This window comes from Candidatus Pantoea formicae, assembly GCF_011752625.1.
Classification (GTDB): Bacteria; Pseudomonadota; Gammaproteobacteria; order Enterobacterales; family Enterobacteriaceae; genus Pantoea; species Pantoea formicae.
Genome location: NZ_VWXD01000003.1, coordinates 616,264 through 633,045, shown reverse-complemented (window position 1 = coordinate 633,045; position 16,782 = coordinate 616,264). Strand labels below are relative to the sequence as shown.

At 56.8% G+C, this 16,782-nt stretch carries 10 protein-coding genes; 7 read left to right on the top strand and 3 right to left on the bottom strand.

Annotated elements, in window-relative coordinates; translation table 11 throughout:
- The 3 genes from tssM to F3J38_RS11645 form a co-directional block, all read right to left on the bottom strand.
- On the bottom strand, positions 1-2,115 hold the full coding sequence (gene tssM / locus F3J38_RS11655) for a type VI secretion system membrane subunit TssM (protein ID WP_167138504.1): 2,115 nt from the start codon (positions 2,113-2,115) through the stop codon (positions 1-3).
- Positions 2,115-3,329 carry a type IVB secretion system protein IcmH/DotU gene (gene icmH, locus F3J38_RS11650; protein ID WP_167138502.1) on the bottom strand — a complete coding sequence of 405 codons (1,215 nt, stop codon included), beginning with the start codon at positions 3,327-3,329 and terminating at the stop codon, positions 2,115-2,117. The genes tssM and icmH overlap by 1 nt, the downstream gene beginning before the upstream one ends.
- Positions 3,330-3,414: 85 nt before the next feature.
- A complete protein-coding gene (locus F3J38_RS11645; protein WP_205298216.1) occupies positions 3,415-3,906 on the bottom strand; it encodes an SH3 domain-containing protein in 492 nt (163 codons plus the stop codon).
- Positions 3,907-4,389: 483 nt separating this feature from the next.
- On the opposite strand from F3J38_RS11645, the gene F3J38_RS11640 reads away from it, so the two are divergent.
- The 7 genes from F3J38_RS11640 (at position 4,390) to cobA (ending at position 16,333) form a co-directional block, all read left to right on the top strand.
- Positions 4,390-5,610 carry a nitrate regulatory protein gene (locus F3J38_RS11640; protein ID WP_167138501.1) on the top strand — a complete coding sequence of 407 codons (1,221 nt, stop codon included), beginning with the start codon at positions 4,390-4,392 and terminating at the stop codon, positions 5,608-5,610.
- A 264-nt stretch (positions 5,611-5,874) separates the two neighbouring features.
- On the top strand, positions 5,875-7,128 hold the full coding sequence (locus F3J38_RS11635) for a CmpA/NrtA family ABC transporter substrate-binding protein (protein WP_167138865.1): 1,254 nt from the start codon (positions 5,875-5,877) through the stop codon (positions 7,126-7,128).
- An 11-nt stretch (positions 7,129-7,139) separates the two neighbouring features.
- The gene (gene ntrB, locus F3J38_RS11630; protein ID WP_167138499.1) at positions 7,140-8,015 is read left to right on the top strand and encodes a nitrate ABC transporter permease; all 876 of its coding nucleotides are present in this window, start codon (positions 7,140-7,142) and stop codon (positions 8,013-8,015) included.
- 9 nt (positions 8,016-8,024) lie between these two features.
- Positions 8,025-8,813: an ABC transporter ATP-binding protein gene (locus F3J38_RS11625; RefSeq protein WP_167138497.1), complete on the top strand. Its 789-nt coding sequence runs from the start codon at positions 8,025-8,027 to the stop codon at positions 8,811-8,813.
- Positions 8,814-8,823: 10 nt separating this feature from the next.
- Positions 8,824-12,891 (top strand): nitrite reductase large subunit NirB, encoded by a 4,068-nt coding sequence (nirB, locus tag F3J38_RS11620; RefSeq protein ID WP_167138495.1) that lies wholly within the window; start codon positions 8,824-8,826, stop codon positions 12,889-12,891.
- Positions 12,888-15,491 carry a nitrate reductase gene (locus F3J38_RS11615; RefSeq protein ID WP_167138493.1) on the top strand — a complete coding sequence of 868 codons (2,604 nt, stop codon included), beginning with the start codon at positions 12,888-12,890 and terminating at the stop codon, positions 15,489-15,491. The genes nirB and F3J38_RS11615 overlap by 4 nt, the downstream gene beginning before the upstream one ends.
- Before the next feature lie 11 nt (positions 15,492-15,502).
- The gene (cobA, locus tag F3J38_RS11610; RefSeq protein ID WP_167138491.1) at positions 15,503-16,333 is read left to right on the top strand and encodes a uroporphyrinogen-III C-methyltransferase; all 831 of its coding nucleotides are present in this window, start codon (positions 15,503-15,505) and stop codon (positions 16,331-16,333) included.
- The last annotated feature ends 449 nt before the right edge of the window (positions 16,334-16,782 follow it).

Below are 16,782 nucleotides of genomic sequence, written 5' to 3'. Positions count from 1 at the left end.
TTACTCACTGTGTCCGGTCAATCGCTGCGATACTACGCGCGGCGCAATCGCCAGCGTGTTGCCATTCTCTCCGGCGTTTTTCAGATTATCCGCAAGCTTGCGCATCATCAGCGCATTGTCACGCGCATAAGGTGACGACTGAATCTGCTGATCCAACAACTGGCTGAGATGCCAGTCCAACTGTTGTAAATCACGTGCGTTAACATCTTCTGGCAAATTGCGCTGTAGGTTTTGCATCAGCCAGCCACGTAAAAACTCACCATCATAATTTCGCGGTTGATACAGCATTTGATAGGCGCGCAAGGCATTGCGGCTGTACTCATTGTCGTCACCAGGATCATCACGCAACAAATTGGTGATCTGCTGGGCCACGCGGGGTAACAGCAGTGACTTAAGCGCATTTTGATAAAGTACCCATGCTGCATCACTGACCTGGTTGCCACGATACAAGCCCACGCGCATGGTAAGCGGCGGATTGTCGAGGGAAAAACGGTCCGATAACGGCAGTTTTACCAGGTTATTTAAGAAGGGTAGCAGATCAAAAATATTATCGGCTGGCTGATGTAATACCTGCTGACTTTGCACCGTGATCGGGCCAATACGGGCGGAAACCTGATTGAGATAGCGCTGGTTCTGGGCGTAGCTGGCGAGCCATAACCCTGACAGCAGTAACAACGCGCCAGTCAGCGCGCCATACCCGATCCAATGAAACAGGCGGTTGCGGTATTCCCAGTGACGATTACTGCCCGCCAGGCCACTCTCACGAAATACCAGTTCACTGAGCAGATCGCGAATAAAGAAACTCTGGCCTTTGTTACCGGGAATAGGGTTATGGCGTGTTACGCTATCCCAGGTGGCGAAACTGTTCTCACCCGTGTGCGGCAACTGTAACTTACGGTTGAGTTCGCCCATGATGCGGTCGAAGGGCAAACCTTCCTGGGTTCCGCTGGTAAAGAATAGCCCCCGTGCCGACCAGGCAATCTCATCCTCGTGGCGGGAAAACACCACATCGAGATATTCATTTAACAGTGGGCGCAGCGAGCTGAACTCCTGAGGGAACAGAAAACTGTCGGCGCGTTGGGTGAGGTCGCGCTCACTGGCCATCACACCCGCCAGCTGCTGCTGCAAACGCTGTTCTAAATGCTGATATTGCTGGTTGAAACTGTTATGCCAGTCATCCTTACGCGGTTTTCCAGGCTCCCACGGAAAGGTGAATCCCCAGATGGCGTCACGCTGCGGTTTGCTCAAGCCAGCATTGAAGCTCATAAACCCTTTGAGTAAGTCGGTTTTAGTCACCATGACATACACGGGAAAATGGATGCCCGTTTGCTGGTGCAGTTCCTGCATACGTGCGCGCAGCGCGCTGGCCTGGGCATGACGCGCCTCGGCTGAGTCTGTTAACAGATCTGCCACGCTGATGGTCATGATCACGCCGTTAATCGGCTGGCGTGTGCGATAGCGCTTCAGCAGATTAATAAAACTCTGCCACTCCGCGCCGTCGCGTACGCGCTGACTCTCCTGCAAGGCGTAACGGCCCGCCGTATCAATTAATACTGCGCTGTCGGTAAACCACCAGTCACAGTGGCGCGTGCCGCCCACTCCGCGAATCGCGGCTTTACCCAAACTGTCAGTGAGAGGGAATTCCAGTCCAGCATTGAGCAACGCCGTTGTCTTCCCGGCGCCGGGTGCCCCCATGATCACGTACCAGGGAAGCTGATAGAGGTAGTGGCTCTGAAAACGAGCCAGCCAACTCTGCTGATGACGACGGCCAAACTGGGTGCGTTTCAGCCGTAAAGCGGCTTCGCTAAAGCGCTGCGCCAGTAACGTATCGGTGGCTTGGCGATCGGATATCTCTTCACTGCTCATCTCCTGCAGGCGATTCAGCAGTTTGCTGTTAAACCAGCCGCGCCATATTGCGGGAATAAACTGGAACAACACCCAGCAGAAAAACAGCAGACCCACGACGATCTGGCGCGGGAAAACAGGCTCGAGTGGGCGGGTGTCTCCCCAGCTCCACAAGGGACCCAGCATCCAGAGCACGCAGCTCAGGGCCGTGACGCCAATCAGGCTCCACAGTAAACGATGGGTTAATAGGTGTTGCAGCGATGCGCGCATCACTGGCCTCCCGGATGATTGCCAAGGGTTTCCGGTGCCGCAAACAGGGTGATTTCGACACGACGATTGCGCGCACGGTTTTCATTGCTGTCATTGGGCAGCAGAGGATTACTGTCGCCACGGCCTTCCGCCTTCACGCTGTGTCCCTCGGCAAGCTGTGGGTTCAGTAACTGCGTGACGGCGCGAGCGCGGGCAAAGGAGAATTCATAGCTGGAGGCAAAGCGACCATCAACGGGGCTGTTATCGGTATAGACCGAGACTAAAACAGTCCCTTTCACCGTTTTCATAGCGCTGGCAACATGCGCCAGCAGCGCGCGTCCTACCTGATTAACCACGGTTCCGTCGGCAGAAAACAGCTTGTCAGCGGGAATGATCACTTTGCTACCAAATGCGCCGTCGCTCACCTCTAGTTGGCCAGCGGCGATCACATCGTTTAAACGTTGGTGTAGATCGAGCAATGCCTGCGGAGAAGTGGGGCGACGTCCCGGCATGATTTGTGGTAAAGGCGTTTGATAGATGGCGCGCAGCAGCGGTTCAGCTGCATTGCCAAGCCGCCAGTTCAGACCGCTGTATATCAGGCAGGCGATCAAGGCCGCTAAGGTGGCGCAAGCCCACAGCGGCACCATGGGACGAGTCAGGCTGCTCACCAGCGGATGGACTTCCACCAGTGGCGTGGCAGGATTGGCGGTGGAGGGGCGCGTTTCCTGGATGAGTTGTGCCAGGCGCTTTCGAATGCCTTCACACTGAGCGCGTCCACTCTCACTGCCACGGTAGCGGCCTTCATAGCCGAGGAGCAGGCAATAGTGGATGACTTCCAACAGCCACAAATGCTGTTGTGGACTTTGTGAAACGCGAGAGAGCAGTTGGAACACCTTCTCTCCGCCCCAGCTTTCGTTATGAAAGGTCACCAGCATGCCGTTTCCGGACCATACCCCCCGAGTGCCCCATGGCGTCTGGGCGGCAGCCTCATCTAATACACTGCAAAGACAATAGCGGGCGCCAATGATCATCTCAAAAGGCAAACCGGCTTGCTTGCAGCGTTGTTCAAATTGGCGGATTTCTTCGATCAACAGCTGGCGTAAACCGGCGGGATCGTCATGCGTGGCAGCCTGCCGTATACGTACAACGGCATTCAGAATGGGTGCAGCGGCATTGAGCAAAAGGTTATCGTTGCCCGCGACAATGCCATCGCGTGCAACAGAATCCTGAGTCATTAAATCTCGATTTTCCCGGCAATGGTGCTTTGTACAGTCCACAGAAAGCGACCTTTCTGCGGACAATCTGCGCCGTATTGCATTCTCAGTCTAGGATCCAGGTCGCGGTATCATTGGTGCGACAGGCTTTGCTGGCGCCTCCAACGGCCACACAGACCTGTTTGGTGCGGCGGGGACGTGGACGATCGCTACGAATGGTGGCGTCGTAACGGCTGCTTTCGACCCCGGCTTTCGGCGGAATATAGCCAATCAACGGTCCATTCGGCTCGTCAGCAATCGCGAGCCAGCTGTGCTCCACACGGCCAAGCACTTCGAATGTTTTAGCGTTATCGAGATAACGCACGATTTTGCCGCTGTAATCCGGTGTGGTCATCACGGATGCAGCATAAAGTGCGCGAAAACTTTCATTGACCGGCGTGAACTCGCCTGGTGCTGCCACCGCGTTACGGTGAACCAGTTTGACGCCATTCACCTCACTGGTCACCAGCGTGTCATCAGTCACGGGTGGTGTTGGCGCTTTACAACCCGCCAACGTTAACACTGCCAGCAGGGTTAGCACGAGACTCTTATTCACCATGAACCTCAAGTTTCATCAGATTAGCTGCAGATTAATAGGTGGCACACGCGGTTAAGGCGGGCAGATCAAGCAGCAAGAAAGCCATCAAAAAATAGTCAGATTACAGAAAGATAGTGCTGTGCTCAGTCTACCTAAGACTTTTGAGAATTCAATCCATTGCACTGGGGGAAATCCCGTGCTACCAGGCAAAAATGCAACGACAGGTGAGGATAAAAAAAGCGTGCTGAGAGTGATAGATAAGCTGCATTAACTTATTCGGCAGCAGATAAAATCAACTCGGGCGAGAAAGCAATTCCCGGCTTTGTCACATTCATAAGAAGGGTAAATTTAATTAATATATTGTGAGGGTCAAAAAAAGATTGCGCAAGTAAACAATTTTATGACTTTCGGAATTTCCGTGAGCTTTACCATCCGATTAAAACCGAGTTCGGCACGGCTTTTGCTTAATTTTTGCTATCAATCCATTTGATTGCGGGGGGAGCAATGAGCCGGGCTTTAGAATACTTACGCGCAAGTCGCGCCAGCGAGATTGCCAGCCTGCAGCGATTGTTGCACACCGGCGAACAGATTCTTGCACTCAGCGAATTGATTCATGTGTTACAGCGTGAGCGCGGAGCCAGCAACATCTGGCTGTGCTCGGCTGGCCGGTTATTTGGTGATGAACTTGAAATCCGCGCGCAGGAGGTTCAGCAACGGCAACAGGCGGCGATCAACGTGTTACCGCAAGCCGTGGCGCAACCTGGATACAGCCGTTTTTGCATGTTGATTGCCGTGGCGTTGCAGGCATTGGAAAGTTTGCCTGCGCTGCGCCAGCAGGTGCACGGGCAAAAATGCAGCCACGCTCAGGCAATGGATGCGTTCAATCATATTATCCGTACCTTGCTCAACCTGGTGTTTGAAGCGGCTGACACAGCGAGCGAGCCGGAAATTTCCCGTGCACTGATCGCGCTCTTCAGCTTTATGCAGGGCAAAGAGTTGGCTGGGCAGGAGCGTGCCACAGGTTCGGCAGGCTTTGCCGCAGGCACATTTACCCCGATGCAGCGCCAGCGCATTCAGGTGTTGATTGCTGCTCAGGAGCAGAGCTTCGCGACGTTCAGCCAATTTGCGGATGCCAGTAACCTACAACGCTGGCAGGCAATGGCCGATGCCGGCAGCCAGATCGAACGGCTACGACGCATCGCCTGTACCGATGCGCATTGCGGTGAGGATGGTGTACTGCATTGGTTCACTCTGCTGAGCGAACGTCTTGATCACATGAAGCAGATAGAAGATGCGTTGTGCAGCACATTGATGCATTGCTGCGAGCGGGCGATTGCCGCCAGTGAACAAGTGGAACTGCAACAGCTGGCGCATCAGGAAGAGGCGAGTTTCTCACTCTATGTGGCGGGCGCAAGCTGGCTGGATGGGCAGGAAAACACGCTCAGCAGCAGTGGCCTGGCCCCACAGCTGGGGCGCTCGGTGTTATCAATGATTGGTGAGCAGGCCCAACGCTTGCAAGCGCAGGCCGATGAGCTTGCCACCATGCGCGCTGCGCTGGATGAGCGCAAAATTATCGATCAGGCCAAAAGCTGGCTCATGCAGCAGCACGGTTTTAGTGAGCAGGATGCCTGGCAGGCGCTGCGCAAAAGCGCGATGAATCAAAACAAACGCATGCTGGATATTGCTCAGGCGGTTCTTGCCGTGGCAGCCACTTTAAAGTCATAACCCTAAATAGGTAGTTGCACAAAGCCTGTGCGTATTGTGCGTCAGGGCAGTGCAGATCACCGGTGATATCGACCAGTACCGAAGCCAGCACCCTGAAATAGCGGTGATTTTATTTTGGCACAGGCTTTGCAATACCTTACAGACATTGCGCATTTGTTTCGCCAACGGCGGTGAAGCGAGTGCTTTGGATAAAGGCGTCCGGCCCCATGTTTTAACGACATGCGGGAGGACGCCTTTTTTTATTTCTTTTTTGGGATGCGCATGATGAGCAAAACGCGGTTTTCGGTTTCACGTCGTCAGTTTCTGCTGGGCAGCGCGGTAGTCAGTGGAAGTTATTTACTGCCGGGATTACGTAACGCGGTGTGGGCGGCCGGTTCGGATGCGCCAGAAAAAAGCAGCGTTCGCGTTGGCTTTATTCCCCTCACAGACTGCGCACCGGTGGTGATGGCGTCAGTGAAAGGCTTCGATAAAAAATATGGACTCACACTGCAACCCAGTAAAGAAGCCAGTTGGGCGGCAGTACGTGACAAACTGACAGCAGGTGAACTGGATGCCGCGCATGCCCTGTACGGCATGATCTACGGCTTACAGCTGGGTGTGGCAGGGCCACAGCACGATATGGCCAATCTGATGACGTTGAATAACAACGGACAGGCCATCACTCTGGCGAACCAGTTAAAAGAACAAAAGATCACGGACGCGGCCAGCCTGCAAAAGCTGATTGCCAGCCAGGCAAAGGGGACTTACACCTTTGCGCACACATTTCCCACTAGTACGCATGCCATGTGGCTTTACTACTGGCTAGCGAATGCCGGTATCGATCCGTTTGAGGATGTGCGCACTGTGGTGGTGCCACCGCCACAGATGGTAATGAACATGAAGATGGGCAACATGAGCGGGTTCTGCGTGGGCGAACCATGGAACCAGCGTGCCATCAGCGACAACATCGGTTTTACCGCCACCACCACACAACAAATCTGGCCCGATCATCCGGAAAAAATTCTCGCCACGCGGGCGCAATGGGTACAAGAGAACCCTAATACCGCGCGCGCGTTGACCGCTGCAGTGCTCGAAGCCGCACGCTGGATAGATGCCTCAGACGACAATCGTAAAGAAACCGCTGCCGTGTTAGCCGGTCGGGCGTGGATCAACACAAAAGTGGAAACTCTCGAAGGGCGCATGCTCGGCCATTACGACAATGGGCTCGGCCAGAGCTGGCAGGACGCGCATGCCATGCGTTTCTACCACGATGGCGAGGTGAGCTTCCCATGGCTTTCTGACGGCATGTGGTTCCTGACCCAGATGAAACGCTGGGGCTTGGTGAAAACCGCGCCCGATTACGCCGCCGTCGCCCGCCAGATTAATCGCATCGACATCTATAAAAACGCTGCCAGCGCAGTGGGCGGGGTCTCAATACCCTCCACGGAAATGCGAAGCAGCACGCTTATCGACGGCAAAGTCTGGGACGGCAGCAACCCCGCCGCTTATGCCGACAGTTTCGCCATCAAACGTAGTTAAGTGAGGTCAGCATGAAATCTGAAGCCCGCACGCTAAAACCTGCGACTGAGTTAGTCGTTCAACCGGCGCAGGTGATTGCGCTCAACGTGCCGCAGAAACCCCGTGCTCGCCAGCGCTGGCTGCGGCCGCTGCTGCAGCGGCTGATCCCGGCGAGCTGTGGTGTGATTTTGCTGCTGTTTGTCTGGCAGCTGGCCTCGGTGTGGAGCAAGGGTTTTCCAACACCCTTTGCCACCTGGCAGGCGGCGGTGACGCTGTTCGCCGATCCCTTCTACAACAACGGCCCCAATGACCAGGGCATCGGCTGGAACGTTGTGGCTTCGCTGCAGCGTGTGGCCGTGGGTTTTGGGCTGGCGGCGTTAGTGGGTATCCCGGCGGGATTCCTGATTGGCCGTTTCACTTTCGTGGCACGCATGTTCAATCCGATTATCGCGCTGTTACGCCCAGTGAGTCCGCTGGCGTGGTTGCCGATTGGTCTGCTGCTGTTTCAACGGGCAGAACCCGCCTCCAGCTGGACCATCTTTATCTGTTCCATCTGGCCCATGGTGATTAACACCGCCGAAGGCGTGCAGCACATTCCACAGGATTACCTCAACGTGGCACGCGTCCTGCGTCTTAACGAATGGACGGTGATGCGCCGCATCCTGTTCCCTGCCGTGTTACCTGCCGTGCTGACAGGGATGCGCTTGTCGATGGGCATTGCCTGGCTGGTGATTGTCGCCGCCGAGATGCTGACGGGGGGCTTGGGCATCGGCTTCTGGATCTGGAACGAGTGGAACAACCTCAACGTGGAAAACATCCTGATTGCCATCGTGGTGATTGGCGTCATCGGGCTGCTGTTAGAGCAAGCACTGATGCTGCTGGCGCGCCGTTTTAGCTGGGATAAATAGGAGACCATCATGACCCCGATTATTCGTGTGCAGCAAGTCAGCCAGCGCTTTAACACCGCCAGCGGTGAATTCCTGGCACTCGACAACGTCAGTTTCGATATTCAGGCCGGTGAAACGCTCAGTCTGATTGGTCACTCAGGCTGCGGCAAATCCACTTTGCTCAATCTTATCGCCGGGTTGACCCAACCCACCAGCGGCGTACTGCTGTGCGAAAACCGCGAAATCAGCGGCCCTGGTCCAGAACGTGCCGTGGTGTTCCAAAATCACTCATTACTGCCGTGGCTCACCGCTTATCAAAATGTCGAGCTGGCGGTACAGCAGGTGTTTAAAGGGCAGATGAGCAAAAGCGAGATGAGTGAGTGGATTGAACACAATCTGCATCGCGTGCAGATGGGCCATGCCATGCACAAACGCCCCTCGGAGATCTCCGGTGGCATGAAGCAGCGCGTGGGCATTGCCCGTGCGTTGGCAATGAAGCCACGTGTGCTGCTGCTTGACGAACCCTTTGGGGCTTTAGACGCCTTAACACGTGCGCATCTGCAAGACAGTGTGATGCGTATTCAGCAGGAGTTGAAGACCACCATCGTGCTGATCACGCACGATGTCGACGAGGCGGTACTGCTGTCGGACCGTGTGCTGATGATGACCAATGGGCCAGCAGCGCAGGTCGGTGAAATCCTGGCTATTGATTTGCCACGTCCGCGTTCACGTGTGGCACTGGCCGATGAGCCTCGCTATCACCAGTTGCGCCAGCAGATTCTGCATTTCCTTTACGAAAAACAGACTGCGGTGGCATAGGGAGCGGGCCATGGTGCAGCGACTGGTGGTGATTGGTAATGGCATGGCGGCGATGCGGATGGTGGAAACCTTGCTGCAGCGGGCGCCGGGTTGCTATGCCATCACGGTGATTGGCCGTGAAGCGCAGGGCAATTACAACCGCGTGATGCTGTCACCGGTGCTGTCGGGTGAGAAAGCCTTTGCTGACACGCTGCTGCATACGCCGGAGTGGTATGTCGCGCATCAGGTGCAACTGCTGATGGGCGAGGAAGCGCGTCAGGTGGATCTCAATGCGCGCACTGTCTGCACCGATCGGCGCACGTTGCACTGGGACAAGCTGGTGTTTGCGTGCGGTTCACAACCACGCATGCCGGAGATGCCGGGCATTGAGCGCCCGCAGGTGTTGGGTTTTCGCACGCTGCGCGATGTTGACGCCATGCTGGCGCAGTCTGGCCCGGTTGTCGTGTTGGGAGGTGGGCTGATTGGTGTGGAAGCGGCGGCCGCGCTGCGCCTACGCGGGCGTGACGTCACGCTGCTACACCATCGCCCGTGGTTGCTGGAGCGTCAGTTGGATCAACAGGCAGGCGAGCTGCTCACTCAGCATCTTACCCAGCGGGGTATTCACTGCCGCTTGGGGGTGTCGCTACAGGCGATACATACCGCTCACGTTACCCTGACGGATGGCACCTTACTGCCCGCGCAACAGGTGGTCATGGCGATCGGTGTGCTGCCGGAAAAGGCGCTGGCGCAGCATGCTGGCGTGCCTTGTCAGCGCGGTATCCTGGTCAACCGCCAGCTACAAACCCAAGTTGATCACGTCTACGCGCTGGGCGAGTGCTGCGAAATCGATGGGGAAACCTTTGGTCTGGTCGCGCCGTGCCTTGCGCAAGCGGAGGTGCTGGCGGCGCAGCTAGCCGGTAAGCCGGTGGCTGATTTCCACTATCAGGAGAGCGGTACACGGCTGAAAGTCACGGGCATCGAGATGTTCAGTGCCGGAGACATCCGTGAAGGAGATTCCATCACCAGTTTTGATCCCATTGATGGCCATTACCGCCGTCTTTTTCTGCGCGATGGCGCGCTTCGCGGTGTGCTGCTGTTTGGCGATAGCCAGGCAGCGGGCACGCTGCTCACCCAACTTCAACAGGCTGAACGCGTGGATATCAACGCGCTGTTCGGTCTGGATAACCTCTCAACGCAGCCCTGTGCTGCAGGAAGCAATGTGATGAGCAAACCTCTTCTCGCCGTGGTCGGTCACGGCATGGTCGGTCACCATTTTCTTGAACAACTGGTGAGCCGTGAACTGCACCAGCACTATCACATTGTGGTGTACGGCGACGAACCCCAAATGGCGTATGACCGCGTGCACCTCACGGAGTATTTCACGGGGAAAAGTGCTGACGATCTCTCTTTGGTCAGCGCGAACTTCTTTGAACAGCACGGTATTGAATTACGCAGCGGTTGTGAGGTGGTCGCGATTGATAGCGCTAAGCGCAGCCTGCGCGATGCCAGTGGTGCTGAGTTGACATGGGATAAGCTGGTGCTGGCAACGGGTTCTGTGCCTTTTGTGCCGCCCGTACCTGGGCGCGATGATCCACACTGCTTTGTTTATCGCACCCTGGCCGATCTGGATGCCATTGCGGCCACGGCGAAATACGCGACGCGTGGTGTGGTGATCGGTGGCGGCTTATTAGGTCTGGAAGCAGCGAATGCGCTGAAACAGTTGGGGCTGGAAACGCACGTGGTGGAGTTTGCACCGCGTTTGATGGCGGTGCAATTGGATGACGGCGGTGCACAGATGCTGCGCGGCAAAATCAGTGCGCTGGGGGTCCAGGTTCATACCAGTAAGCAGACCGAGGCGATTGAAAGTCAGCCAGATGGCAGCGTGCAGTTGCGCTTTGCGGATGGCACTGTGCTGGAGACCGACTTGATTGTGTTCTCTGCCGGTATTCGACCGCGCGATGCGCTGGCGCGGGAGGCGGGCATTCAGCTCGGTGAGCGGGGCGGCATTACCATCAATGATGCGTGTGAAACCAATGTGGCGGGCGTGTATGCGATTGGTGAATGTGCGGTGTGGCAGGGGCAGATTTTTGGCCTGGTGGCACCCGGATATCAGATGGCGCGTGTACTGGCGGCCCAACTGGCGCAGGAAGATCTGGCGTTCAGCGGCGCGGATATGAGCACCAAATTGAAGTTGTTGGGTGTTGAAGTGGCGTCGTTTGGCGATGCGCATGGCCGAACCACCGACAGCCAAAGCTACCACTGGACTGACAATCCCAAAGGCATCTACAAAAAACTGGTGGTGTGTAAAGACAGCAAAACCCTGCTGGGCGGCGTGCTGGTGGGTGACAGCGCTGACTACAGTTCGTTGTTGCAGATGATGCTCAACAAGATGCCACTGCCAAACGAGCCGGAAAGCCTCATCCTGCCGCAGTTGGCAGGTTCCCCCTCTAAAGCGCTCGGGGTCGCGGCGCTGCCAGAGACGGCACAAATCTGCTCTTGTCATAACGTCACTAAAGGCGATATCTGCGTGGCAGTGCAGGGCGGCTGTGGCGATATGGCGTCAATCAAAAGCTGTACTAAAGCAGCAACCGGCTGTGGCGGCTGTAGTGCGCTGGTGAAGCAGGTGATGGAACTGGAGTTAGCGAACCAGGGCGTGGAGGTGAAGAAAGATATCTGTGAACATTTCGCCTACTCACGTCAGGCGCTCTATCACCTGATCCGCGTCGGTAACATCACCACCTTTGATCAGTTGATCCAGCAGCATGGCCGTGGGCATGGTTGTGAAATCTGTAAACCGTTGGCCGGTTCGCTGCTAGCCTCGTGTTGGAACGAGTATCTGCTGAAGCCGCAGCACCTGCCACTGCAAGACACCAACGACCGTTACTTTGCCAACATCCAGAAAGATGGCACCTATTCTGTTGTGCCACGCGTGCCAGCGGGCGAGATCACGCCGCAGGGTCTGATTGCCATTGGTGAAGTGGCCGCGCGCTACGATTTGTACACCAAGATCACCGGCGGGCAGCGAATCGATCTGTTTGGCGCGCGTCTGGAGCAGTTGCCTGATATCTGGGAAACGCTGATTGCCGCGGGCTTTGAGACCGGACATGCCTACGGTAAATCGCTACGTACCGTAAAGTCCTGTGTCGGCTCCACCTGGTGTCGCTATGGCGTGCAGGATTCAACTGCCTTCGCCATCGCGTTGGAGAATCGCTACAAAGGGCTGCGTGCCCCGCACAAAATCAAAATGGCAGTCTCAGGCTGCACCCGGGAATGTGCCGAGGCGCAGAGCAAAGATATTGGTGTGATCGCCACTGACAAAGGCTGGAATCTCTATGTGTGCGGCAACGGCGGGATGAAGCCGCGTCACGCGGACCTCTTCGCCAGCGATCTTGATGATGACACGTTGCTGCGCTACGTCGACCGCATTCTGATGTTCTACGTGCGCACGGCCGACCGCCTGCAACGTACCAGCGTGTGGATGGATAACATGGAAGGGGGGCTGGATTACCTGCGCAGCGTGGTGATTGAAGATGCACTGGGTATCGGCGAGATGCTGGAACAAGAGATGCAGTTGGTGGTCGATCGCTACCAGTGTGAATGGCACAGCACGCTGCAAGATCCATCACGCCGCGCCCTGTTCAATGCCACGGTTAACAGCGAGGCTGCAGATGAAACCCTGAACTATGTGCGCGTGCGTGACCAGCGCCAGCCAGCAGCCATGGATATCATTCCCACCACCACCTTACCCGTCGAGCCATGGAGTGCCATTTGTGATGTCACCACCATTCCGGCCACCGCAGGCATTGGCGCCCGCTTGGGTGGTCAGCGTGTGGCATTGTTCCGTTTAGGCGAGGCGATTTACGCGCTTGAAGATATTGAGCCGGGTACCCAAGCCAGCGTGCTGTCACGCGGTATTCTGGGTGACGTGGCTGGCGAACCCGTAGTGATTTCGCCGTTGTACAAACAGCGTATTCGCCTACGTGATGGGCAAAGTCTGGATAATCCCGAACATCAGCTACGCTGCTGGCCGGTACGGGTGGATGACGGCAAAGTGTGGCTGGGCCATCAGCCGGTTCTGGCACTTGCGGCCGCATCATGAAAACCACCTGTCCGTACTGTGGCGTGGGGTGTGGCGTAGAGGTGAAAGACCTTAACCAGCCCGTCAGCGGTGATAGCTTGCATCCTGCTAATTACGGTCGCCTGTGTGTTAAAGGCTCCGCGCTGGGGGAAACACTCTCCAGCGAGGGGCGTTTGCTGTGGCCGCAGATTCACGGTTCACGTGTCAGTCTGGCGGCGGCGCTGGATCACGTTGCGGATCGACTGCGTGACATTATCGCGCAACATGGCCCCGAGTCGGTGGCGTTTTACGGCTCCGGACAACTGCTGACCGAGGATTACTACACAGCAAACAAGCTGATGAAAGGGTTTATCGGTGCGGCCAACATGGATACCAATTCACGGCTGTGCATGGCCTCGGCGGTGGTGGGATACAAACGGGCTTTTGGCGCAGACGCCGTGCCCTGCTGCTACGAAGATATCGAACAGGCGGATGTTGTGGTACTGGTGGGCTCTAACGCGGCATGGGCGCATCCGGTCGCGTGGCAGCGGCTGGTGCAGGCGAAAAGCGACCGGCCAGACATGAAGTTAGTGGTGATCGATCCTCGTCGTACGGCCAGTTGCGATCTGGCTGACCTGCATCTGGCTTTGAAGCCAGGTTCGGACAGCGCTCTGTTCGCCGGGCTGCTCAACTGGTTGAGCGAACAGGATGCGGTCGATGCAGAGATGTTGCCGCATCTGATGAATGTCGACGCCACGCTGGCAGCCTGTCGCGCCTGGGATCTGCCCAAGGTGGCGGCAACCTGTCAGCTGAGCGAGCAGGAGGTTCTCACTTTCTGGCAGTGGTTCGCGGCGCAGCCACGCGTGCTGACGCTGTGGTGTATGGGCATCAACCAGTCGCAAACCGGGAGTGATAACAACAATGCGATCATCAATGCGCATCTGTTAAGCGGGAAAATGGGTTACGCCGGAGCGGGGCCTTTTTCGCTGACTGGACAACCGAATGCAATGGGTGGGCGCGAGGTCGGCGGCTTAGCCAATCAGCTAGCGGCACACATGGGTTTCAGTGATGAAGACGTGGATCGGGTGAGCCGTTTCTGGGGCAGCTCATGCGTTGCGCGCCAGCCGGGTCTAACGGCAGTGAATTTGTTTAAGGCCATGGAACGCGGCGAGATCAAAGCGGTGTGGATCATGGGCACCAATCCTGCCGTGTCGATGCCTGAAGGGAATCGTATTGCTAAGGCGTTGGAAAAATGCGAACTGGTGGTGGTTTCTGAAGTGAGCGCGCGCAGTGACACCGCCGATTTGGCGCATGTGCTGCTGCCCGCGCAAGGATGGGGCGAGAAGAATGGCACCGTAACTAACTCGGAACGCCGTATTTCACGTCAGCGCAGTTTTATTGCCCCCGTCGGTGAGGCGAAACCTGATTGGTGGTTGTTGGCGCAGGTGGCGCAGCGGCTGGGCTTTGCTGACGCCTTTGCGTGGCAGCATCCCTGCGAAATTTTTGCTGAACATGCAGCACTGTCGGGCTTTGAAAATGCGGGTCGTCGCGCTTTCGATATCAGCGCACTGGCCACTATTACGCCTGAACAGTATGACCAGCTTGCGCCAGTGCAGTGGCCGATTAATGAGCTGGTGCCGGGCGGAACGGCGCGGCTGTTTGCCGACCGCCATTTTTTTCATCCAGATGGCAAAGCACGTTTACTGCCGCCCGCGATCCCTGTGACGGTCCAGACCAGTGAACGCTATCCCTTGTTGATGAACACCGGACGTATTCGCGACCAGTGGCACACCATGACGCGTACCGGCAACGTTCCGCGTTTGATGCAGCACTACGATGAGCCCTTTGTCTCGCTGCATCCGCACGATGCCGAGGCTCACGGCTTACGTCAGGGGGATATTACGCGTGTGCAATCAGCCTTGGGTTGGTGGAGTGGCCGGGTGGTGATCGATACGGGACTTACGCGTGGCCAGCTGTTTATCCCGATGCACTGGACACGCCAGTTTAGCGCTCAAGCTAATGTCAATGGCCTGGTCTCTGCTCTCTGTTGCCCAGAGTCTGGGCAACCGGCGCTGAAGCAGACGGCGGTGCGCCTGCAACCTCTGCGTCCCGCATGGCAAGGGTGGCTGTATTTAACTGACGTCATGCAACCGCAAGAGGTGTTGTATTGGTCCCGTGCACCGCAGCAGGGTGCACAACGTTATGTGTTGGCGGGGCAGGCGCAGGCTGCCGATTGGCTGATGCAGCAACCGGGCATGCAGGCATTGCAGTGGCAACAGGCGCAAGCGGGGCAGCAGCTGCATAGGCTGGGCTGGCACAACGGTCGCCTGGTATGTGCGTTTTATGCTGGCCCCGCTTTGCCCGAGATTGATCATGGTTTTGTTGCGTGTGCTTTTGCCGATACATCCTCTTCGCCACAGCAACGCCATGCGCTGTTGGGCGGCCGTCCGGCTCAGGGTGAAAGTCAGGGAAGAACCATTTGTAGCTGCTTTGGCGTGGGTGAGGTGGCAATACGCCGGGCGATTGAACAGGGCTGTGATTCACCGGCCTCACTGGGCGCGGCGCTGAAGTGTGGCACCAACTGTGGCTCCTGTATTCCGGAGCTTAAAAACTTGCTGGTAACTCTGCGCGTCGCGCAGTAGTGGAGAACCTGATGACTCAGGCGATTGATAGTCTTGATAAACTGCTTAATCCGCAGGATGGCGCATCGGTTGCAGGCTGTGTCTGGCTAGTGGGTGCCGGGCCGGGTGATGTTGAATTGCTAACGTTGAAAGCGCTGCGGTTAATCAAAACGGCGGACGTGGTGGTGTATGACCGATTGGTGAGCGATGCCATTATGGCCGAAGTGCCTGGCAGTACGCTGGCCATCGATGTGGGTAAAAAGCCTGGCAGTCATGGTCTCAAGCAGACGCAAATCAATCAGCTGTTGATCGATCTGGCGGCCAGTGGACGCAGGGTGGTGCGTTTAAAGGGTGGCGATCCCTTTATCTTCGGACGCGGCGGTGAAGAGATGGTCTCACTGCAGCAGGCTGGCATTCTCTGCCAGATAGTACCGGGTATCACGGCGGCGGCGGGCTGTGCGGCGGCCAGTGGTATTCCGTTAACGCATCGCGACTGCGCCCAGTCTTTGCGTCTTATTACCGGTCATGGCAAAAGCGGTGAGCCACGACTCGACGATGCGAGTCTGGCCGCTGATAATCAAACGCTGGTGTTTTATATGGGGCTGAAATGGAGCGCGAGCATCAGTGCCCAGTTACAGGCGCAGGGGCGGGCTCGCGATACGCCGGTCGCCATTATTGAGAACGGCACGCGACCCGACCAGCGGGTCATGGTCACCACGCTCGCTGACCTGACGGCAACCATAGCACGGGAACAGGCGCAGTCACCGGCATTACTGTTGGTGGGTGAGGTCGTGCGGTTTTATCGAGATACTCACGCGGTTGTGCCAATGGATAGCATCAATAGTGGAATGCGGGTCAGTTAAGAGGCTGTTTTGGTAGGTTGTTGTTTCCTGGAATAGCAGCTTTCTTCTTATGCACGTTTCAGTGTGGGCCACAGCACCTCTGCTGCTGCCGGGCCGTCCTCGCGCCGCTTCGCGGTGCCTTCAGCTGCAACGTCGTGCCGGCCGGAACGTTCGGGTACGGCCGTCCTGGCCTACCCGAACTGCCTGTCGCATCCCTGCGACTGGCTCCGGGCACAACGTCTCCGCCTCAGCGCTGCGAATAGCCCTTGCAGCATCAGAGGCGCTGTGGCCTCAGACACTGTGCCCTTTGTAGCAGTAAAAGCGCTTTCGCCTGAGCCATCTCGCCCTTTGTAGCAGTAAAAACGCTATCGCCTGAGTCATCGTGCCCTTTCCAGCAGCGTAAACGGAAGTTAGCAAGCAGGCTGGTGCCGCTCTGGGGATGGCATTTCGCAGCGCTGAACGGAATGAGG

Coding starts and splice junctions, on each gene's coding strand:
- tssM (WP_167138504.1), bottom strand. CDS start 2,115: ATGCGCGCATCGCTGCAACACCTATTAACCCATCGTTTACTGTGGAGC.
- icmH (WP_167138502.1), bottom strand. CDS start 3,329: ATGACTCAGGATTCTGTTGCACGCGATGGCATTGTCGCGGGCAACGAT.
- F3J38_RS11645 (WP_205298216.1), bottom strand. CDS start 3,906: ATGGTGAATAAGAGTCTCGTGCTAACCCTGCTGGCAGTGTTAACGTTG.
- F3J38_RS11640 (WP_167138501.1), top strand. CDS start 4,390: ATGAGCCGGGCTTTAGAATACTTACGCGCAAGTCGCGCCAGCGAGATT.
- F3J38_RS11635 (WP_167138865.1), top strand. CDS start 5,875: ATGAGCAAAACGCGGTTTTCGGTTTCACGTCGTCAGTTTCTGCTGGGC.
- ntrB (WP_167138499.1), top strand. CDS start 7,140: ATGAAATCTGAAGCCCGCACGCTAAAACCTGCGACTGAGTTAGTCGTT.
- F3J38_RS11625 (WP_167138497.1), top strand. CDS start 8,025: ATGACCCCGATTATTCGTGTGCAGCAAGTCAGCCAGCGCTTTAACACC.
- nirB (WP_167138495.1), top strand. CDS start 8,824: ATGGTGCAGCGACTGGTGGTGATTGGTAATGGCATGGCGGCGATGCGG.
- F3J38_RS11615 (WP_167138493.1), top strand. CDS start 12,888: ATGAAAACCACCTGTCCGTACTGTGGCGTGGGGTGTGGCGTAGAGGTG.
- cobA (WP_167138491.1), top strand. CDS start 15,503: ATGACTCAGGCGATTGATAGTCTTGATAAACTGCTTAATCCGCAGGAT.